This window comes from Thalassospira permensis NBRC 106175, assembly GCF_000714555.1.
In the GTDB taxonomy this organism is placed as follows: Bacteria; Pseudomonadota; Alphaproteobacteria; order Rhodospirillales; family Thalassospiraceae; genus Thalassospira; species Thalassospira xiamenensis.
The window spans coordinates 36,449-56,909 of the sequence record NZ_AUNC01000020.1; the positions used below are offsets into that span (position 1 = coordinate 36,449).

A 20,461-nucleotide genomic window follows, 5' to 3' on the forward strand; every position below is an offset into this window, starting at 1 on the left:
TACAGGCCGTGCTACCAACCGGAGGGCATGCTGCCTTATCCGGGTGTTTTTGTTTTTTTGAAAGGAGCGTGGTTTCCGTGCAGGTAATCGTTCGCGACAACAATGTCGATCAGGCTCTGAAAGCGCTTAAGAAAAAGATGCAGCGCGAGGGCATTTTTCGTGAGATGAAACTCCGCCGCCACTTTGAAAAGCCGTCGGAGAAGAAAGCTCGCGAAGGGGCGGAAGCAGTCCGCCGTTCCCGCAAGCTGGAGCGCAAGCGCATCGAGCGCGAAGGCTTCTAGTCTTTTTCACTTTCGGGGTTCCTCGAACGTGACTGTACGATCGGTTTTGGCTTGCTAAAACCGGACCCGTGCGCCAAGCCCGCCTCGGAGCAATCCGGGCGGGTTTGGTTTTTTATACCCCTTTTCCAAATGTCTCCCCGGATCGCATAGCTGTCATTCCTGCTAAGTTTTTTGCCTTGGCATCGGATTGTTTTAAACAATTCCCCGGCAGGTCTTCACCCGCCATGCGCAAACACCTTTGCGCCACCACCAACCAGTCAATCGGGGAGACATGACTGTGAACACACAAACCGATACCGGCAACGCCCCCGCCGGATCCGACTTCAATGGATATTACCGACTGACCCGCGTCCTGCCTGTCATCGCTGTGATGGCCGCGATCTATGGCATTGCCGCACTGGTCGATTACCACATCAATGCTGTTTTACTGACCATCGTTGTCATGATCGCGCTGTGTCTTTTGCGCGTTCCAGTGCCGATTGCGCTGATTTCCGCCGCCTTGCTGGGTGCACTCCATGCCGGGATGGACACAAACACCGCCATCGGCGCGCTTAATGACAACCTTCTGGTCGGCGCGCAGGTCGGCATGACCTATGTGATGATCGGTGCCTTTGCGGTTGCGATTGCACGTTCGGGCATTCTTGATCTATTTGCCCAAAAGATCGCCGCCCGTGTCGGAAGCGATGCGCAAAGCACCTCAAAGGGCCTTAAATGGTTCCTGTTTGCGATCTTTATTTTCTGTTCGTTGATTTCGCAGAACCTGGTGCCGGTTCACATCGCCTTTATTCCGGTGATGATCCCGCCGCTTCTGGCGGTATTCAATCGCCTGCGGATTGACCGCCGCGCCGTTGCCTGCATTCTCGCCTGCTCGATCAGCTTTTCCTATCTGCTGCTGCCGACCGGTTTTGGCGCGATTTACCTTAATGAAATCCTGATGGCCAATGTCAACGACGTTGGCTCGGCCTATGACCTTTCCATGACGGCCGATATGGCACCAAAGGCCATGTTCCTGCCGGTTATGGGGATTGTTGCCGGGATGCTGGTTGCGGTCTTCATCACCTATCGCAAACCCCGCGATTATGTGACCGATCCATCTGCCGAGAACCATATCAACCTGGCCAAGCCCGTATCGATCAATCCACTTCAACTGCTGGCAACCGTTACGGCCCTTGCCGTTGCGCTGATCTGCCAGTTGCAGTTTGACAGCCTTCTGGTCGGGGCAATGATCGGCTTTGTCATTCTGGCGGCGGCGGGCATTTTCCGCTGGCGGGCTCAGGATGATGTCTTCACCGAAGGCATGCGGATGATGGCCCAGATTGCCGTGATCATCACCATCGCATCGGGCTTTGCCGGGGTGCTTGATGCCACCGGCGAAATTGCCCCGCTGGTGCAGGCCAGCGCCGAACTGATCGGCGATAACAAGGCAGTTGGCGCGCTGATCATGCTTCTGGTCGGCCTGTTCATCACAATCGGCTTTGGCGACAGCTTCGCCAGCGTGCCGATCCTGGCTCCGATCTATATCCCGCTTGCACTGGCCCTTGGTTTCTCGCCCATGGCGACCATCGCGCTTCTGGGGGCATCGGCCGCCCTTGGCGATGCCGGATCACCGGCATCCACCATCACGCTTGGCGCAACATCGGGCCTTAATGCCGACGGGCAGCATGACCATGTGAAGGATTCAGTGATCCCGACCTTCATCCACGCCAATTTCGGCATGGTTGTGTTTGCATGGGTGGCGGCGATGATCCTTTGATCAAATCGGCTCAATAAAGCCGGGGACAAACAACTAACCCGTCCGACGAATATCGGACGGGTTTTAATTTGCCGACTGAAACCCGGGTATCATTTCGACCCGAACAACCAGTCAAACACCCCATCAACAGCTCCCTTTCTGGCGTCATTCGACTGTGTAACGTCTTCGCGCACCAAAAGCCCGAACTGGCTTTTATAGACCGTATAAGTATTGGCGACCGCGATATCGGTGAAAGTCGAACTGCCATATTCGGCATCAATCAGGAAGTTCCAGTCCGCCACCAGCTTGCCGATATCAATGCCCTTGGTCGCACCAAGGTCATAGGCCATATGCGGGCGGGTGTTCTGATCTTCGATATCTTGGTATCGGCCTTCCAGTCGCACCAGCTTGTACCGGGAATCCACGCCAAGAATATTGACCCACGGCTTGATCTTCACAAACTCCGCGTCAATCCGCCACTGATCGCCGTAAATCAAGTATTTGCCGGGAATGTCGTTGCCGGGCAATGTCAGATAGGCATTGTATTCCTGATTTCCGACTTCCTCGAACGTAACCCGCGCCACCGGCTCCTCGGCGGTCAGCCGGGAATAGGTGATGAAAATACCCGAAACCGACACCACAAGCGCGAGCGACAACAGGACAATCGTAAAGACGGATACTTTCAGAAGTCGGAACATCAATTCTCCCGATTTGAAGGCGGAGTACAATTCTCAGGCATTTTCCTGAGAAAGTCTGAACTCTTCACGTGTAATTTGATAATATCTACAATTCTCCTGACGATCTCGAGCAGAACTATATGCCATCCTTTCTTCGAAAGGCTTCATGCCCCATGAAGTCATGACACCAAAGGATGCCTCATTGGCAAGCTGGGCACCGGCTTCAATGGAATCAAAGCCAAACAGATCAAATCCAGCCTGCAAAATGGTGAGCTTGATTTCGCTTAAATACCCGCGCCGCTGTGCTGGCATCCCTATCCAATATCCAAGCATTCCCCTACGCGGATTATCCTGATAGCGATACAATGAGACCCAGCCAACAAAACGATCTGTCTCACGCTCAATGATCGCCAATGGCAGTGCGTCTCCTGCCGCCGCCTCCTTCCTACTTCTTGTGATGCGTTCTCGCGCCATTTCGACGGTGAACGGAACCTTCCAAGAGGCCAACCAACAAGCAATTTCAGGTACCATCAAGCTTGCAATGGTTTCCGCGTCCTGATCTTCGACGCATCGCAGATACAGACGTTCGGTTTGCGCACTGAAATTCGTTAGGCTGCTCATAGATTTTTTACTCAAGCAAAATGAACCGAGGCTAGACTGCCAAACCGACAAATACACCGTAGCCGACGGATATTTTAGTCGAGTATGAACCTTTAGAAGAAGAAAAGGGCGACCAAATGGCCGCCCCTCTCCCGTTTCAACAGTGAAGCCAAATCACTCGTCGAGATGCATCACAATCTCTTCGCACATCTTTTTGGCGTCACCGAACAGCATCATCGTGTTGTCCTTGAAGAACAGTTCGTTCTGGATACCGGCGTAACCTGCCGACATTGAACGCTTGATGAACAGAACGGTTTTGGCTTTTTCGACCTCAAGGATCGGCATGCCAAAGATCGGCGATGACGGGTCGGTTTTGGCCGCCGGGTTGGTGATGTCGTTGGCACCAATCACAAAGGCCACATCCGCCGTGCCGAAATCGCGGTTGATCTCTTCCATTTCAAGCACGTCGTCATAAGGCACATTCGCCTCGGCCAGAAGCACGTTCATGTGGCCTGGCATACGCCCCGCCACCGGATGGATGGCATAGCGGACATTAACGCCCTCGGCCTTGAGGATATCGCCCATTTCACGAAGCGCATGCTGGGCCTGTGCGACCGCCATGCCGTAACCCGGCACGATGATCACGCTCGACGCGTTCTTCATGATGAAGGCCGCATCGTCGCTTGAGCCCGACTTGACCGAACGGTCGCCATCGGTTCCGACCGCCGGGCCTGCATCGCCCTCGGTCCCAAAGCCGCCAAAGATGACGTTAAAGATCGACCGGTTCATGCCCTTGCACATGATGTAGGACAGGATCGCACCCGATGCACCAACCAGTGCGCCGGTGATGATCAGGGCATTGTTCTGAAGCGTAAAGCCGATGCCGCATGCCGCCCACCCCGAATAGGAGTTCAGCATCGAGACAACAACCGGCATGTCCGCCCCGCCAATCGGAATGATCAGCGTCACGCCAAGCACCAGAGCAAGCATCACCAGAATCCAGAAAGCCATGTGGCTTTCGGTTGTCACAACGATGATGCCAAACACCAGTATCCCGATTGCAATCGCAAGATTGAGCATATGCTGCCCAGTAAAGCGAACCGGCGTACCCGATACGATCCCCTGCAACTTGCCAAAGGCAACAAGCGAGCCGGTGAAGGTAATGGCACCGATGGCAACGCCAAGGCCCATTTCAATCAGGCTGGCCGCCCCGATATTACCCGCCGTGCCAATGCCATAGGCACCCGGCGAATAAAGGGCGGCGGCGGCAACAAACACCGCTGCCAGACCCACCAGCGAGTGGAAGGCGGCCACAAGTTGCGGCAATGCGGTCATCTTGATCTTGAGCGCGATGACCGTACCAATCGCCCCGCCAAGCAAAATGCCGACAATGATAGTGGTATAAGACACGACTTCGGGTGATGCCAGGGTGGTCAGAATGGCAATCGCCATCCCCACCATGCCAAGGATATTCCCGTTACGTGCCGTTTCCGGTGAAGACAGACCGCGCAGCGACAGAATGAAGCAGACGGACGCCACCAGATACAGGAAAGCCGACAGGTTTTCCGACATTGTGTGTTCCCCCTACTTCTTTTTCTTGAACATGTGCAGCATGCGCTGTGCGACGATGAAACCGCCAAAGATGTTGACCGACGCCAGCACCACGGCAATGAAGCCCATCGCCTTGGACAGGTTCATATCAATCGGGCCAGCCGCCAGAAGCGCACCAACAATGATCACCGATGAAATGGCATTGGTCACCGCCATCAACGGTGAATGAAGGGCCGGGGTAACTTTCCACACAACGTAATAGCCAACAAAGCAGGCCAGAACGAACACCGTCAGGCCAAGCACCGTCGGGCTGACACCGCTTGTATGGACAACCGTGGTCGCAGAACTCGCCATGTCGCCCGCCTGATTGGCAAGACTATCGGCAAGTTTTGCGGCCTTTTCGGCCAGACCAAGGGCTGCATCGCGCAGCTCGTTGGCGTTCTGGGCGGCATTTTGGGTTACGGATTGATCAGCCATTTGCGACCTCCTCACCACCGAATTTCGGATGAACAACCTTGCCATCACGGGTCAGCATGGTTTCGGCAATAATCTGGTCTTCGGCATTGAAGGCCAGCGTGCCCTTTTCCTTGTCAACGGACAGCGTGATGAAATTCAGAAGGTTCTTGGCATACATCGCCGTTGCATCAGTTGCGACGGAACTGGTGATGTTTTCAGGACCAATGATTTTCACACCATTATCGGTCACAACCGTTTCACCAAGTTTCGCACCGGCAACGTTGCCACCGCGTTCGGCAGCAAGATCGATGATCACCGATCCCGGCTTCATGCCCGCGACCATGTCGGCGGTAACGATTTCCGGTGCCGGACGGCCCGGAATCAATGCTGTTGTGATGACGATGTCGGTCTTTGCCAGAACTTCCTTAAGCTTGGCGGCCTGTTTGGCCTTGTATTCGTCCGACATTTCCTTGGCATAACCGCCTGCGGTTTCGCCGTCGGCTGCGTCGTCTTCGACCTCGATAAACGTCCCGCCAAGTGACTGAACCTGTTCCTTGACTGCCGGGCGCACATCAAACGCGGAAACCACCGCACCAAGGCGCTTGGCGGTCGCAATCGCCTGAAGCCCGGCAACACCGGCCCCGACGATAACAACGCGTGCGGGTGGCAACGTCCCCGCGGCTGTCATCATCATCGGATAAATCCGGCCAAATTCATGGGCGGCATCAAGCACCGCACGATACCCGGCCAGGTTGGATTGCGACGATAGCACATCCATCGACTGGGCACGCGAAATGCGCGGCATCAGTTCCATCGCAAAGGACGAAACCCCCGCCTCCGCCATTTTTTCAATAAGATCCTTGCGATCATACGGATCAAGCAAGGCAATGATGGCGGCACCCTTTTTATAGGCGGCAAGCTCGTCGGTTTTTCCATCAACAACCGGCGGGCGCACCTTCAGGATCACATCGGCATCCTTGACGGTGGTTTTCATCGTTTTGGCAATGGTTGCACCAGCATCGGCAAAGCGATCATCCGGTATCGCGGCGTTAATTCCGGCACCAGCTTCGATTGCAACGTCAAACCCAAGACCAATCAGTTTCTTGACGGTATCTGGTGTAACGGCAACGCGCCTTTCCCCGGGCCATATTTCCTTTGGAACGGCCAGTTTCATCGCGTTCAACCTCCTTCCCTACAATTATGAATAAGCACGGCATTTTTGTTTTTATAAAACGCGGTCCACGTCCGGTGCCTGCGCATCAGACTGGCCACGATTACCCTTGCCCGGCAAGAAAAAAGGCGGTTCTTCCGCTTTAACAGAAGAAACCGCCCACTTTCCCACCACGCATTCCGAGGCAAAAAGCCTTGGCGACAAGTCAGGTCCCACCCGCCATTGGTGCTCAGGACAAACAATCAATGACGCCCTGCCTTGTCTGCGTTGAATGCAAGATGCGATTTCTTCCGGCCTGCGACAACATCAAAACCCTATAAAAAATCACTTTAACTTAATTTCAGTTTATATTATCTCAAAACACATGTGAGCGGATTTTCGCACATATTATTTCCACCCTGTAACAGGTCCTTATCCCGAACAGATAGAATCAATCCCTTGATTTATGGAAGTTTCCCCTATTTCACGCCATCGCGGTAAGTGAATATTATTTGAAAAACACACCCGCAGGTTTTCACCAAACCCATCACAACGCAAGCAAAGAAAGGAAAAAGTTTTCAACACCCAGGGTCGTTCAAGTAGGGAAATTTCGGATTAAATAGCCGAAAAAGGATCATGCAAAACTGTATTGTTCCGAAATAGCCGATCAATTAGCAAATCGACCCAACCGATTCTTTCGATCCGGAACGTCAAAAATAAAATTATAAAACAGGGAAATCGGATCAGTTTTCTGGACGATCCAGCCCGACTTTGGAAAGGGCAGCATCCTGATTGCGGGCCAATATGTCCGCATCAAAGTTTCCGACCAGATCGTTGAATATCTGATACCAGTTCAGATGCGCATCAAGGCGCAGGAACACCGCACCAAGCCCAACGGCCGCACGATCCACCAGAACAAATTCGCGCGGCGGCTTGACCCCACCGACGCGGCGCAACTCACGGTGCACCCTGCCCGCGACCTCCGCCCCATAGGCCACCGAATTGGTTTCATCCATCCGGCGTTCGCGATCATCAAGGATCGGGCCATAGACAAAACCAGCCCAGATATTAAGAACATCAATCAGTTCTCGTGACGGGTTATCGAATCCCCAGCTTTGATAGGCATGAACCGCCTTTTCCTCGTCCTTATCCCGCAATGCTTCATAAAGCGTGATGACGGCATTGACGAAAGCAGGCGGGAAAATACGGATACAGCCGAAATCAAGCAGATTGACCGACAGATCCTCGCGCAGCGAATAGTTCCCCAGATGCGGATCGCCATGAATCACGCCATAACGATAAAATGGCACATACCACGCGCGAAACATGTTCAGCGCCACCTGATTGCGTGCTTCCTGCGACGGATCACTATCAAGGAAGCTCTGGAATTTCTGCCCAGTCTGCCACGTCATGGTCAGAAGCCGCTTGGTCGTAAGGTCCATCACCGGTTCGGGCACATGCACGCATTTTTCATCCGCCACCATATGGCGATAAAGCTGCATGTTGCGGGCTTCGCGTTCGTAATCGAGTTCTTCACGCAGGCGCGCGGTCAGTTCCAACTGGATATTTTCGGCATCAATCGCGCTGTCATACCGGCGATAGATCGCAAAGGCGGCGCGTAACTGTTTAAGATCGGCTTCCACTGTCGCCGACATATCGGGATATTGCAGCTTGCAGGCCACCGTTCGACCATCATCAAGTGTGGCACGATGCACCTGCCCAAGCGATGCGGCGGCCACCGCATCGTGGCTGAAATCGGTGAATTTTTCCTGCCATCCCGACCCCAGCTCGGTGCGCATCCGGCGTTTGACAAACAGCCATCCCATACTGGGGGCGTCCGCCTGAAGCGTTGCCAGTGCCTGGGTATATTCCTTTGGCAGGGCATCGGGGATGGTCGACAGGATTTGCGCAACCTTCATCAACGGGCCCTTAAGCCCGCCCAAGGCGGATGTCAGTTCGGCGGCATATTTCGCATGATCGATATCACCGCCGAACATTTTTCCCGTGGCAAGGCGTGCTGCCAGCTTTCCAGCCGACGCCCCCACCTTCGCATAACGACGAACCCTCCCGCCGAACCGATTGCTCTCGTTTTGGGCGGTGAAATCTTCGTCGTCATTGCTCATCTCAGGAAAGTTCCTCCAACTCGTCGATCATGCGTTTGATCATGTTAAGGCCGCGCTGCCAGAATGCCGGATCGGAGGCGTCCAGACCGAACGGTGCCAGCAGTTCCTGATGGCGTTTGGTGCCACCGGCTTTCAGCATTTCGAAATATTTCTGCTGGAAACCGTCTTCGGCATTTTCATAAACGTCATACAGCGAATTCACGAGGCAATCGCCAAACGCATAGGCGTAAACATAAAACGGCGAATGGATGAAATGCGGGATATAGGACCAGTAATATTTGTACTCGTCCTCGTACCGGATCGCATCACCCAGACTTTCATGTTGTACGGCAAGCCAGATCTCGCAGATCTCATCGACCGTCAATTCACCTTCGCGGCGTTTGGTATGAACGCGTTTTTCAAATTCAAAGAACGCGATCTGGCGCACGACGGTGTTGAGCATATCCTCGACCTTGCCAGCCAGCATGATGCGTTTCATCTTCGGATCGGTTTCCGCACGCAGCATCGACTGGAAGGTCAGCATTTCACCAAAAACAGACGCGGTTTCCGCCAAGGTCAGCGGCGTGTCAGACAGGAAATAGCCCTGCTCCCCGGCAAGAACCTGATGAACCCCGTGGCCAAGTTCGTGCGCCAGCGTCATCACGTCGCGCGTTTTGCCGTGATAGTTCAGCAGAAGGTACGGGTGGGCTGACGGTACGGTCGGATGGGCAAAGGCCCCCGATGATTTACCGGCGCGCGGCGGCACATCAATCCACGGATTATCAAAAAATTTCTGACCGACTTCAGCAAGCTCGGGCGAAAATTCACCATATGCCTTAAGGACGGTTTTACGCGCCGTGTCCCAATCGATATGGCGATCATCATCATCTGGAAGCGGCGCATTGCGATCCCAGTAATCAAGCTGATCAACGCCAAACCATTTGGCTTTGAGGCGGTAATACCGATGCGACAGATCGGCATGGCTGCTGGCGACTGCGGAATTCAGCGCCTCGACAACATCGTCTTCGACCTGGTTTGACAGGTTGCGCGCCGACACGGGGGTTGCGAATTTACGCAGCCGGTCGTCAATTTCCTTGTCCTTGGCCAGCGTATTGGTGATATGGGCCAGAAGCTTTATATTTTTGCCCAGCACATCGCCAATCGACTTTGCCGCAGCCTTGCGTTCCGCCACCTTGGTCGAAGACAGCATATTGGCGACATCCGACATGGTCAGTTCTTCGCTATTCATCGGGAAACGCAGATCAGCCATCGTCTGATCGAACAGACGCACCCATGCACTTGAACCGGCAACACGGCGTTCATGCAGGACCTGCTCGACCTCGTCCGAAAGTTGATGCGGACGGAAAGCACGGTTTTCATCAAGCCACGGGCGATAGCGGCGAAGGGCGGCACTTTCGTTATATTTTGTCGAAAGCACCTCTTCCTCGATCCGGTTGATTTCAAGACCGAAGAACAGCGACAGGCTGGAAATGCTGGTCATTTCTTCCTGAACGGACTGATAGAACTGACCAATCGCAGCGTCCGAGCTATCGCCTGCATAGAGCAGTTGGGCAAATGATCCGATCCGGCCACAGACTTCACTGATGGCTTCATATTCGGCAATTGCGACAGCAAGTTCATCGCCCGAAAGACCGGCAAGCTTGCCCTGATAGTTTTTCTGGAAGGCGTCCGAGCGGGCTTTGGCATCGTCAAGATCACGCCGGATGGCCGGGTCTTTGGGATCGTTATAGAGATCGGTCAGATCCCAGGTCGGCAAATTCTTGTCGGTCGCGTTCATTTGTCCTCCAGACAGTCGATTATGCCATCAGGCCTTTTACATTCAGGCCCGAAACATCCATGCCCCGATATATGCTGGCCGGGGGCCCTGCGCCAGTGCCGATAACAGCTTTGTCTGTGCGCGCACATCAAACGGGGCGAATTTCAATACCGACAATAGCGTTTTGAACCCGGCTTGTGAAATCGCTATCATCGATGGAACCCAACGAATTTTTCCTACGGTGTGAAGTCGCACGCATTTGAACGGTTCAAAGATCATTTTCCGGCTGCGTAATGCCGCAATCCCTGATAACAAAAGCAATGTGGCCCCGTGCCTCTGTGATGGAAGCGCCGAACTTTTGATAGTTTGCGATCACAATGCGGTGACAGACGTAAACAGTGACGCCAAGATCACTGTATGAAGACTAAGAGAAACGACAACAAGGCAAGGAAGCGTCATGACGAATTTGCAGGATTATGCCGATTGGCAGAACTTGCCGTCGATGTTTTTCAAACAGGCTGAAAAATACGGGGATGCGCCGTTCTTGTGGACCAAGGATGGTGAGACAGATGAGTTTGTCCCGACCAGCTGGAATGACGCCGCCGATCAGGTGCGCGCATTGGCGCGCTCGCTTTATAAAATCGGGGTTCGCCCCGGTGACCGGGTTTTGCTGGTGTCGGAAAACCGCACCGAATGGGGTATTGCCGATCTGGCGATCATGTGTGTTGGTGCCCTGACCGTTCCCGCCTATACCACCAATACCGAACGCGATCATCTGCACGCGATCGAAGACAGCGGTGCAGGCATTGCCATCATATCGACCAAAAAACTCGCCCAGCCGTTCTTGCATGCTGCCCTTGATAGCGGGCGCTGCCGCCATGCGATCATGATGGAAGACTGGGGTCAAAGCTTTGTTGGTGACATCACCATCACCCGCTGGGAAGATATGATTTCGCAGGGGCGCGGACTAACCGATGATATCGATGCATGGGTTGCCAATATTGAACGCGATCAGCTTGCCTGCCTGATATACACATCCGGCACGGGCGGCGCGCCCAAGGGCGTTATGCTCAGCCACGGGGCGATCCTGTCAAACTGCATGGGGGCGTTTGATATCATCGAAACGCTGGGGATCGAGGAAGAGGTCTTCCTGTCCTTCCTGCCGCTGTCGCATTCCTACGAACATACCGCGGGCCTTTATTTTCCGATGAGCATCGGCGCACAGATCTATTACGCCGAAAGCCTTGATCGGCTCGCGGCAAACCTTGCCGAAGTCCGCCCAACCATCATGACGGCTGTACCGCGCCTTTATGAAATGCTCTATCAGCGCATGAGCCGCATGGTCGAAAAAGAAGGCGGCTTCAAGCAGAAGCTGTTTAATCTGACGCTCAAGCTTGGTCGCAAAACTTACGAAAAAGAACCGCTCAACCTGATTGAAAAAATCCAGAATTTCGTTTGCGAAATTCTTCTGCGCCGCAAATTGCGTCAGCGTTTCGGCGGCCGGATCAAGGCCATGGTATCAGGCGGCGGTCCTCTGAACTACGAACTGGGTGTATTGTTCGTCTCGTGCGGCATTCGTATCCTTCAGGGATATGGACAAACCGAATTTGCCCCGGTCGTGTCGTGCAACCGTGCCGAAAACAACAAATTGCGTACTGTTGGCCCGCCGATGGTCGGGGCCGAGGCGAAAATTGCCGATGACGGTGAAATCCTGCTGCGCGGCGAAAGCATGATGAAGGGGTACTGGAACCTGCCCGAAGTCACTGCTGCCACCATCATAGATGGCTGGCTGCATACCGGGGATATCGGCAAGTTCGACGAAGAAGGCAGCCTTGTCATCACGGACCGCAAAAAGGATATCATCGTCAATTCCGGGGGCGATAATATCTCGCCCCAACGAATCGAGGGTCTTCTGACGCTGGAAACCGAAATTTCCCAGGCGATGGTTTACGGCGACGACAAACCTTATCTGGTTGCTGTCCTGTGGCCGGACGAGGATTTCATGCGCGAATTCGCCAAGGAAAACGGGATCGAGAACAATATTGATCTCCTTGGCGAGAACGAGGAATTCCGCAAAAAAATCCGCACCGCGGTTGATCATGTCAATCGCCGTCTTTCGACGATTGAAAAGGTCAGAAGCTTTACCTTCGCCGAAAGCCCGTTCTCGATTGATAACGAGATGCTGACGCCATCAATGAAAATCCGCCGCCACAAGATCAAGGCAGCCTATGGTCAGGCTCTTGATGCTCTGTATCAGCGCAAGCGTGGTGGGCAGTAACAGGAACCAATGGCAAATCATTTGGCGGACAAACCGATATTAACCCTGATCCGGGGCCTTCCCGGATCAGGCAAATCAACCCTTGCCGCCGCGATTTGCCAGATAGCCGATGCAGTCCATCTCGAAGCCGATCAGTTCATGATCGACCGCAACGGCAATTACCGGTTTGATAGCCGCAAACTGCGTGACGTTCATGCACGCTGCGAAGCCGAATGCGACGGGCATCTATCAGCCGGGCAAAGCGTTGTTGTTTCCAACACATTTAGTGAAATCTGGGAAATGCAGGCCTATCTCGACATGGCGGAACGCCACCATGCCGCATTGCAGATCATCGAATGCCATGGACGATTTGGCAATATCCATGGCGTCCCCGATGATAAAATCAACGCCATGCGCAAACGCTGGCAACAGCTTCCCGAACGTTATAGCTAAGCCGTTCAGTTCACGGTCGAAAAGACCTTTTTCAACACATCCGTTGTCCAGCGTGACGGATCAGAACGGATATCGGCTTCCTGTTTTGCGATGTAATAAAACAGGCCATCCATCGCCTTGTCGGTGGCATGATCGGAAAGTGACGCCTTGATATCGGGCACCATCGGCAATGTGTCGTACTGCCCCATCATCTGATCATAAAGCTGCAACGCGCCGGTTTCGGCCAATGCTTCGCCAATTACCGGCCGCAATCTGCTTTCGATATCCCCGCCCGATACACGGCGCAGATATTTCGTCGCGGCATCTTCCGGCCCGTCCAGAATGCCTTTGGCGTCTTCAAGCGTCATGCGGCTGACAGCATCGGCGAGAATATCACCGGCATCCCGCATGGTCTGTTCGGCCGCACGGTTCATTCGCAATTCAATTTCCTCGCCATAACTGCCAAGCCCGGCAGCACTTAGCAGGGATTGCGCATGCTTGACGCTATCAGGCAGCGGAATATGCGCCACCGGATCGGCATTGAAGCCATCCGTCACGCCAAGATCGGTGGTGACAACCTCAACCCCCTTATCAAGCGCCTGACGCAGGGCATCGGAAACCGTTTCATCGGACACCCCCGCCATCGACGCCGAACTGCTGCCCGATCCGCTGCCAGTCGTGTTCCCTGTCACGCTGCCAAGTGCTTCCTTAGCCTTGTCAAAAAACGATTGCGCAGATGCATCGACCGATAGTCCGGCCATCAGGGCCAGAAACGACGCGGACACAATCAATCGGGTAAAGGTCTTGGGTTTTGGTGGCAGTGATCGCATGGATGTCCCCTTGGATTTGGTATTTTCATCATCCTGCAGGCAGATCATGGCCTTGAAAAGACAAAACCCCGATCCGGGACCGGGGTTTTGCAAGATTTCAAATCTACGATGATCAGTCGACCAGTTCGACCTTCTTGCCGTTCAGAAGCAACTGACCGCCTTCGGCAGAAACCGGGATGGTATCGCCATCCTTGATCCCACCTTCAAGGATTTGCATGGCAAGCGGGTTTTGCAGATAGCGTTGAACGACACGTTTAAGCGGACGTGCACCATAAACCGGGTCATATCCCTTATCGGCCAGCCAGCTTTTGGCAAACTCGTCGAGTTGCAGAGTGATCTTGCGATCAAACAGCAGTTTTTCAAGACGCCCCAACTGGATATCAACAATCGTATCCATCTGGGCACGTTTCAGGCGATGGAACAGAAGGACTTCGTCCAACCGGTTCAGGAATTCCGGGCGGAACGACGCCCGCACGACTTCCATCACCTGGCTGCGCAATTCGCTGCTATCATGACCTTCTTCCTGATTGGCCAGAATGTCGGCCCCCAGGTTCGACGTCAGGATGATCAACGTATTACGGAAGTCGACCGTGCGTCCCTGCCCATCGGTCAAACGACCTTCGTCAAGAACCTGCAACAGAACGTTGAACACATCGGGATGGGCTTTTTCAACTTCGTCAAACAGCACCACCTGATACGGACGCCGCCGCACTGCTTCGGTCAGCGAACCGCCTTCCTCGTACCCGACATAGCCCGGAGGCGCACCGATAAGCCGTGACACCGCATGTTTTTCCATGAATTCCGACATATCGATGCGGACCATGGCCTGTTCATCGTCAAACAGGAACTGCGCAAGCGCCTTGGTCAATTCAGTTTTACCAACACCAGTCGGGCCAAGGAACAGGAACGATCCCATCGGCCGGTTCGGGTCCTGCAACCCGGCACGCGCACGGCGCACCGCGTTCGAGATCGACCTTACGGCTTCATCCTGACCGACGACGCGTTTGCGCAGGATATCTTCCATCCCAAGCAGCTTTTCACGTTCGCCTTCCAGCATCTTGTCAACCGGGATACCCGTCCAGCGCGACACGACCGAAGCAATGTGCTTTTCCGTCACCGCTTCTTCTTTCATGCCGTCGGCCTGATCGTCTTCGGCCTTTTCAAGCAACCGTTCCAGTGCCGGGATTTCTTCGTATTGAAGCTGCCCGGCACGGTCCAGACGTCCGTCACGCATCGCGCGTTCAAGTTCGCCGCGTGCCTGATCAAGCTGTTCCTTGATATGGGTCGATGCCGCCAGTTCCTTTTTCTGGGCTTCCCATTTCGCAGTCAGCTCCGCCGATTTGCCTTCAAGTTCGGCCAGTTCCTTATCAAGGCGCCCCAGACGATCTTTCGATGCCCGGTCTTCCTCTTTCTTAAGCGCCTCGCGCTCGATCTTCAGCTGAATGATACGGCGATCAAGCTCGTCAATTTCCTCGGGCTTTGAGTCCAGTTCCATCCGAAGGCGCGAAGCCGACTCATCCATAAGGTCAATCGCCTTATCGGGCAGGAAACGATCCGTGATGTACCGGTTCGAAAGCGTTGCCGCTGCCACCAGCGCATTATCGGCAATACGCACACCGTGATGGAGTTCGTATTTTTCCTTGATGCCGCGCAGAATGGAAACTGTATCGGAAACGCTGGGTTCTGAAACAAAGACCGGCTGGAAACGACGGGCAAGCGCCGCGTCTTTTTCAATATGCTGCCGGTATTCGTCCAGGGTCGTTGCCCCGACGCAGTGAAGCTCGCCGCGCGCCAGTGCCGGTTTCAGAAGGTTCGACGCATCCATCGACCCCTCGGCCTTTCCGGCCCCGACCAGCGTGTGCAATTCGTCAATGAACAGAACAATCTGTCCTGCTTCGGCCTCGATCTCGGACATAACCGCTTTCAGGCGTTCTTCAAACTCGCCGCGGAACTTGGCACCGGCAATCAGCGCCCCAAGATCAAGCGACAGAAGCTTTTTGTCCTTAAGCGTTTCAGGCACGTCACCCTTGACGATGCGCAACGCCAAACCCTCGGCAATGGCGGTTTTACCCACGCCGGGCTCGCCGATCAGAACCGGGTTGTTTTTTGTCCGGCGCGACAGGACCTGTATGGCGCGACGAATTTCCTCGTCGCGACCAATCACCGGGTCAAGCTTGCCTTCACGTGCTGCAGCCGTCAGATCACGCGCATATTTCTTAAGCGCATCATACTGGCTTTCCGCACCGGCACTATCGGCAGTACGGCCTTTACGGACGTCATTGATGGCACCATTAAGCGCCTGCGCGGTAACGCCCGCATCGGCCAGGACCTTGCCCGCAACCGATTTCGGATCAAGTGCAATGGTCAGCAACAACCGTTCAGCAGTGACATAGCTGTCACCCGCCTTCTTGGCGACTTCCTGTGCCTGATCAATCAACCGGGCAAAATCGGACGACAGATAAATCTGGCCATTGCCGCCCGATACCTTGGGCAGTTTTGCCAATTCCTGCGCACAGCGATCCTGTGCCGTTTTCGGCTTTCCGCCCGCCGCCTTGATAAGATTGGCTGCCAGACCTTCTTCGTCGTCAAGCAGCACTTTCAGAAGGTGGATCGGCACAAATTGCTGATGGTTTTCACGCAGCGCCAATGATTGCGCCGCCTGAAGAAAGCCTTTGGACCGGTCCGTAAATTTTTCGAATTCCATGCCTGTCACTCCTTGAGCCAACAGTATCGTAACATGCGGACCTTCTTGGAAGCATCCGCGACCTTAAGTGGTTTTATCCACAATGGAAATTATCACCCTTTCCATTGCCGACGTCTTTGATATGTCTCAGTTTCAGGGCTTTGCAAGACGATACCCCTACAAAAGTTGCAAGAATTAATTGTGCATCGCAAAACCGTTTTCTGGCATCATTCAAGATTGCGACGAAAAGCACTGTCATTCCCGGCAAATCCGTTGCGCAAGACCGCACAGGAAGTCTTGCCCTTGGGAATGCAAGGCATTAACGTCGCCCTTCATATTTTTACGGCTTGCAACCCGGCCCGCCCCGTTTGCCGATATGCATATTATGCCACACAGGATCGAATGCCATGACTGTCCAGCTTAAAGCCATCAAACGTTACCCCGTCAAAGGGCTCAGCGGCATTGAAATGCCTGCCGCCGACATCACTGCACACAAGATGCTGCAAGATGATCGTCGCTTCATCATCGCCACCCAATCATCGGTTGGTCAGGACGGTGTGCATGAATGGGCGCGCAAAAGCAATTTCCTGCAACTGGTTAACACGCCCAAGCTGGCCGAACTTGGCATCGAATATGACGATGCAACCACGACGTTGGCAATCCTTCGCAATGGTCGCGTGATCTGCAAAGGCAATCTTGAAGACAAGATGGGCCGCACCGTGGTCGAGGATTTCCTCTCGGCATTCCTGAAAAACGAGATCGCCGGAACGCCCAGAATTTATTCTGTCCCCGATGTCAGCTTCGGCGACATGAAGGAACCCTATATCTCGATCATCAATCTGGCATCGGTGCGCGATTTCGGCGACCGTGTCGCCCAGACAGAAATCGATCCGATGCGCTTCCGCGGTAATCTGCTGATTGACGGGCTTGAACCATGGGCGGAACTGAAATGGGAAGAAGGCCAGATCATTCAGATTAATGGCTTAGATTTCCGCGTTATCCACCCGATCACGCGCTGCAAAGCAACCAGCGTCAACCCCGGCACGGCAGAATCCGACATCAATGTGCCCCTGCTGCTGCGTAAAGGTATGAACCACCTTTATATGGGGGTTTATGTCGAAGCACTCGGTTCCGGTGCCATCCATCCGGAAGATGTAGTCACCGTTGCATAACGCTAGCTGAATGTCGGAGCATGGACGGCCATGCCCTGAAACATCTCGTCATGGTACCAGTCGATCCGGTATGCCCGGATCGGCGGGATTCCTTTGCGAAACAGGATCTGTTCTTCGACCGGGAAACGCGCAACTTCGGTTGATCGCAGGATTGGCTGATTGTCCTGGGGTCGCAGATGCACCGGGCGATCACCGCTGACACCGCCCCCGGTATCGTCAAATTTCGACATCGCAGTCAGTCCGGCAACCCAATCCAGGTTGAAAGCCCCATCCTGGCTCAGCACCGAAATCGCATCCGCCTTCCCGACAACATTTTCCCAATTCAGGCAAACATCCATCAGGCCGCTAACACCGGAAAAACCGGGCCAGATGATCATGCCATCGCCAAGTCCGCCCCCCAAAAGACGTTCAAATAACGGCATCCGGCCAACGGCCTCGATACCGTCCAGCAACACCAGAAATTCTGCATCCCCGCTTTTCCAGTCCCGGCGGGCAATCAGCTGCATCATCGCACCAATCATCACCCGGCTGAATGCGGTTTGGGTGGCCGGTGTGTCACCGCCCATTTGACCGACAATGAAAATGGATACCGGTCGCCCCGTCAGATCATCAAGACCAAATGTGCTATTGCTGACGACACGTGCAATCGCCGGATTGTCAAAATCGGCCGTTGCCATCCGGCACGCCTCGATAATCGACATCCGCTGATCTTCGGTCATATCAAGGATCGTCAGGGCGATATCAGAAATCCTGCCATCTGCGGATTCAATCCCCATCAGATCCTCAAGTATTTTATAGAAACGGTGCGATGGCATGACCAGGTTGCGGCGAACTTCGGCAAGGCTTCTGCTTTCTTTCAGGCTGGTTTGCATTGTGTAAACAATGAACCCCTGCAAAAGGGTGCGTGCCGCGCGTGTTTCCTGCTCGTCCAGTTCCTGTACAAATGCCGGTGCCAACAATGTATCGGCAATCAAACCGGCATCGGCAATTAATCCTTCGCCCTGCTGGCGTATAAAATCGCATGGATTGAACTGATCGGTTTCTGCGCCGGCCTGACCATGCGGATCAATCACGATGATCCGCTGCCCAAGTTTTTTGCGGCGCTCATGCACCGCACGATAGATGCTGCCATAACGTTCATAAACAAACAGCGCACCAGTATGGAGCAAGGCGTTTGGCTCCGCCGAAGCGCGATAATATTCTTCCGGCTTGCTGGCGAATGTTATCACTCGGCGCAATCCCGATGCCCCGATCAGGCGCTTCTCAGCCCCCCAGCGCCCCAGAACGATTGGCGGCTTGGGATCAAGAAGCTTTCGCGCTTCCAGGTCTTCGGCCTTGGCCCATTGGCCCTCGGCTTTCATCTTGGCCGCTAACATTGGTGATACAGATTGTTTTTTCTTCGACGGGGATGATTGCGCACGATTAAGCACGATCACAACCAGCGGCAGGAACATCGGAATGATAAAACAAACCGCCCCTAACAAAGCCAGCTCATAATCACCGTTAAAAACACCAAGCGCGACAACCATAGCGCCAAGCGCCCACAGCAGTACCATAATGACGCGGAACAAGCCTGCCCCCATCATTCACCCCCCAAGAATGTTTACCTGTCTTTTAGCGAAGAGACCCCAATGCATTAAAATGCCTTTCGATCCTCCAGCAGGTCATACTTCCATCAAGTGATAGCAGTTAAAATCTGCAGTTGCATCATATTAACTATTTATGGATGCTGGGTTTCACATCAAGAAGTCCAATTGACAGCACCGTAAATAAAGCTGTGGCAACGTGGCACTTCGAGGGCCCGGAAACAACAAACCCCGCGGGATTTCTCCGGCGGGGTCTGTTGTAATCGTGACAAGCCAAATGATCAGGCGGAAACCGGTTCCGCTGATTTGTCTTCGCTTGTACCTTCATCGCCATCTTCGCGACCGGCAGCACGGCTGCGGCCACGACGCGCTGTCGGATGACGGCCACGTGTGCGGCTTGTTCCGGCAGCAGCTTTGCGCGGTTTCTTTTCTTCGCCGTCCGCCGACGTATCGGTATCAGCATCGGCATTGTCAGCTGGGCCAATATCCAAAGATGGCTGATCGCTGTCTTCGGATGCGGCTTTTGGCGGGCGACCACGCGGCGCAGCACGGCGTGCACGCGGTGCACGTTTTACCGGTGCAGCATCACCATCGTTGTTGTCCGTGGAAGAAGCAGCAGAAGAAGCTGCAACATCATTGCTATCGGCCGAATTGGTGCCGGTATCATTGGACGTATTATCTGCCGACGCCGCAACATCATCCTGATTGACAGAATTGTCGCTGCTGTCGTCCCCATTCTGGTTCTCGCTGCGCTCGTCACGGTTCGGGCGGTTGTTACCCCGATCGTTACGGTCATTGCGATCATTTCGCTGCGGACGCGGGCTGTTATTGTCACCACGCTCTTCACGACGCTGGTTTTCCCAGTCAATCGCGGCTTGCAGGATACGATGATAGTGTTCCGCATGCTGGTAATAGTTTTCAGCAAGGACCGGATCGTCAGTACAATCCTTCGCCAGCGAAACGTATTTTTCGTAAACCTGCTGGGCGTTTCCACGAACGCGCCCGTCCGGACCGTTACTGTCAAAAGTCTGAAATTTCGGATTTACAGGACGTTTATTCGGCTGCTGCCGACCGCGCGGACGCTTATTGTTGTTGTTGTTGTTGTTGTTATTTCTCATATCAACATGTCTTTGGTGTTGAAGGACAAATCCGGATTCATAAAGGAATCCCGGAAC

General features: G+C 54.1%; 16 protein-coding genes. 5 read left to right on the forward strand and 11 right to left on the reverse strand.

Annotation, left to right across the window (positions count from 1 at the left end):
* Positions 1-77 precede the first annotated feature (77 nt).
* Together rpsU and SMB34_RS11290 are read left to right on the forward strand one after the other, a co-directional pair.
* Complete coding sequence (gene rpsU / locus SMB34_RS11285; RefSeq protein WP_007091098.1) at positions 78-281, forward strand: 30S ribosomal protein S21; 204 nt, start codon at positions 78-80, stop codon at positions 279-281.
* Positions 282-552: 271 nt separating this feature from the next.
* The gene (locus SMB34_RS11290) at positions 553-2,034 is read left to right on the forward strand and encodes a Na+/H+ antiporter family protein (protein WP_084716574.1); all 1,482 of its coding nucleotides are present in this window, start codon (positions 553-555) and stop codon (positions 2,032-2,034) included.
* Positions 2,035-2,123: 89 nt separating this feature from the next.
* Here the strand turns inward: SMB34_RS11290 and SMB34_RS11295 are convergent, their stop codons facing one another.
* The 7 genes from SMB34_RS11295 to SMB34_RS11325 form a co-directional block, all read right to left on the reverse strand.
* Entirely contained in the window at positions 2,124-2,711 is a 588-nt protein-coding gene (locus SMB34_RS11295; RefSeq protein ID WP_037990194.1) for a hypothetical protein, read from the reverse strand.
* Positions 2,712-2,744: 33 nt separating this feature from the next.
* A complete protein-coding gene (locus SMB34_RS11300) occupies positions 2,745-3,326 on the reverse strand; it encodes a GNAT family N-acetyltransferase (RefSeq protein ID WP_156962674.1) in 582 nt (193 codons plus the stop codon).
* 138 nt (positions 3,327-3,464) lie between these two features.
* The gene (locus SMB34_RS11305; protein ID WP_037990198.1) at positions 3,465-4,862 is read right to left on the reverse strand and encodes an NAD(P)(+) transhydrogenase (Re/Si-specific) subunit beta; all 1,398 of its coding nucleotides are present in this window, start codon (positions 4,860-4,862) and stop codon (positions 3,465-3,467) included.
* Between the two features lie 12 nt (positions 4,863-4,874).
* On the reverse strand, positions 4,875-5,318 hold the full coding sequence (locus SMB34_RS11310) for an NAD(P) transhydrogenase subunit alpha part 2 (protein ID WP_037990200.1): 444 nt from the start codon (positions 5,316-5,318) through the stop codon (positions 4,875-4,877).
* Positions 5,311-6,471 carry a Re/Si-specific NAD(P)(+) transhydrogenase subunit alpha gene (locus tag SMB34_RS11315; RefSeq protein ID WP_037990202.1) on the reverse strand — a complete coding sequence of 387 codons (1,161 nt, stop codon included), beginning with the start codon at positions 6,469-6,471 and terminating at the stop codon, positions 5,311-5,313. The genes SMB34_RS11310 and SMB34_RS11315 overlap by 8 nt, the downstream gene beginning before the upstream one ends.
* A 719-nt stretch (positions 6,472-7,190) precedes the next feature.
* Positions 7,191-8,570, reverse strand: coding sequence for an ABC1 kinase family protein (locus SMB34_RS11320; RefSeq protein WP_037990204.1), 1,380 nt, complete (start codon positions 8,568-8,570; stop codon positions 7,191-7,193).
* A 1-nt stretch (position 8,571) separates the two neighbouring features.
* Positions 8,572-10,347 carry a M3 family oligoendopeptidase gene (locus SMB34_RS11325; protein WP_037990205.1) on the reverse strand — a complete coding sequence of 592 codons (1,776 nt, stop codon included), beginning with the start codon at positions 10,345-10,347 and terminating at the stop codon, positions 8,572-8,574.
* A 436-nt stretch (positions 10,348-10,783) separates the two neighbouring features.
* Here SMB34_RS11325 and SMB34_RS11335 point away from each other — a divergent pair, with 436 nt between their 5' ends.
* Together SMB34_RS11335 and SMB34_RS11340 are read left to right on the forward strand one after the other, a co-directional pair.
* The gene (locus SMB34_RS11335) at positions 10,784-12,604 is read left to right on the forward strand and encodes an AMP-dependent synthetase/ligase (RefSeq protein WP_037990208.1); all 1,821 of its coding nucleotides are present in this window, start codon (positions 10,784-10,786) and stop codon (positions 12,602-12,604) included.
* Positions 12,605-12,613: 9 nt separating this feature from the next.
* On the forward strand, positions 12,614-13,036 hold the full coding sequence (locus SMB34_RS11340; protein WP_084716576.1) for a P-loop nucleotide/nucleoside kinase family protein: 423 nt from the start codon (positions 12,614-12,616) through the stop codon (positions 13,034-13,036).
* A gap of 5 nt (positions 13,037-13,041) precedes the next feature.
* Here SMB34_RS11340 and SMB34_RS11345 read toward each other — a convergent pair whose 3' ends face one another.
* Positions 13,042-13,845, reverse strand: a complete 804-nt coding sequence (locus SMB34_RS11345) for a DUF4197 domain-containing protein (RefSeq protein ID WP_240478811.1) — start codon at positions 13,843-13,845, stop codon at positions 13,042-13,044.
* 112 nt (positions 13,846-13,957) lie between these two features.
* A complete protein-coding gene (clpB, locus tag SMB34_RS11350) occupies positions 13,958-16,549 on the reverse strand; it encodes an ATP-dependent chaperone ClpB (protein ID WP_037990211.1) in 2,592 nt (863 codons plus the stop codon).
* Between the two features lie 386 nt (positions 16,550-16,935).
* On the opposite strand from clpB, the gene SMB34_RS11355 reads away from it, so the two are divergent.
* The gene (locus tag SMB34_RS11355) at positions 16,936-17,700 is read left to right on the forward strand and encodes an MOSC domain-containing protein (RefSeq protein ID WP_037990212.1); all 765 of its coding nucleotides are present in this window, start codon (positions 16,936-16,938) and stop codon (positions 17,698-17,700) included.
* A gap of 2 nt (positions 17,701-17,702) precedes the next feature.
* Here SMB34_RS11355 and SMB34_RS11360 read toward each other — a convergent pair whose 3' ends face one another.
* Positions 17,703-19,271, reverse strand: coding sequence for a type IV secretory system conjugative DNA transfer family protein (locus SMB34_RS11360; RefSeq protein ID WP_240478812.1), 1,569 nt, complete (start codon positions 19,269-19,271; stop codon positions 17,703-17,705).
* 296 nt (positions 19,272-19,567) lie between these two features.
* The gene (locus tag SMB34_RS11365; protein ID WP_037990215.1) at positions 19,568-20,404 is read right to left on the reverse strand and encodes a DUF4167 domain-containing protein; all 837 of its coding nucleotides are present in this window, start codon (positions 20,402-20,404) and stop codon (positions 19,568-19,570) included.
* Between the last annotated feature and the right edge of the window lie 57 nt (positions 20,405-20,461).

Coding starts and splice junctions, on each gene's coding strand:
- SMB34_RS11290 (WP_084716574.1), top strand. CDS start 553: ATGACTGTGAACACACAAACCGATACCGGCAACGCCCCCGCCGGATCC.
- SMB34_RS11295 (WP_037990194.1), bottom strand. CDS start 2,711: ATGTTCCGACTTCTGAAAGTATCCGTCTTTACGATTGTCCTGTTGTCG.
- SMB34_RS11305 (WP_037990198.1), bottom strand. CDS start 4,862: ATGTCGGAAAACCTGTCGGCTTTCCTGTATCTGGTGGCGTCCGTCTGC.
- SMB34_RS11310 (WP_037990200.1), bottom strand. CDS start 5,318: ATGGCTGATCAATCCGTAACCCAAAATGCCGCCCAGAACGCCAACGAG.
- SMB34_RS11315 (WP_037990202.1), bottom strand. CDS start 6,471: ATGAAACTGGCCGTTCCAAAGGAAATATGGCCCGGGGAAAGGCGCGTT.
- SMB34_RS11320 (WP_037990204.1), bottom strand. CDS start 8,570: ATGAGCAATGACGACGAAGATTTCACCGCCCAAAACGAGAGCAATCGG.
- SMB34_RS11325 (WP_037990205.1), bottom strand. CDS start 10,347: ATGAACGCGACCGACAAGAATTTGCCGACCTGGGATCTGACCGATCTC.
- SMB34_RS11335 (WP_037990208.1), top strand. CDS start 10,784: ATGACGAATTTGCAGGATTATGCCGATTGGCAGAACTTGCCGTCGATG.
- SMB34_RS11340 (WP_084716576.1), top strand. CDS start 12,614: ATGGCAAATCATTTGGCGGACAAACCGATATTAACCCTGATCCGGGGC.
- SMB34_RS11345 (WP_240478811.1), bottom strand. CDS start 13,845: ATGCGATCACTGCCACCAAAACCCAAGACCTTTACCCGATTGATTGTG.
- clpB (WP_037990211.1), bottom strand. CDS start 16,549: ATGGAATTCGAAAAATTTACGGACCGGTCCAAAGGCTTTCTTCAGGCG.
- SMB34_RS11355 (WP_037990212.1), top strand. CDS start 16,936: ATGACTGTCCAGCTTAAAGCCATCAAACGTTACCCCGTCAAAGGGCTC.
- SMB34_RS11365 (WP_037990215.1), bottom strand. CDS start 20,404: ATGAGAAATAACAACAACAACAACAACAACAATAAGCGTCCGCGCGGT.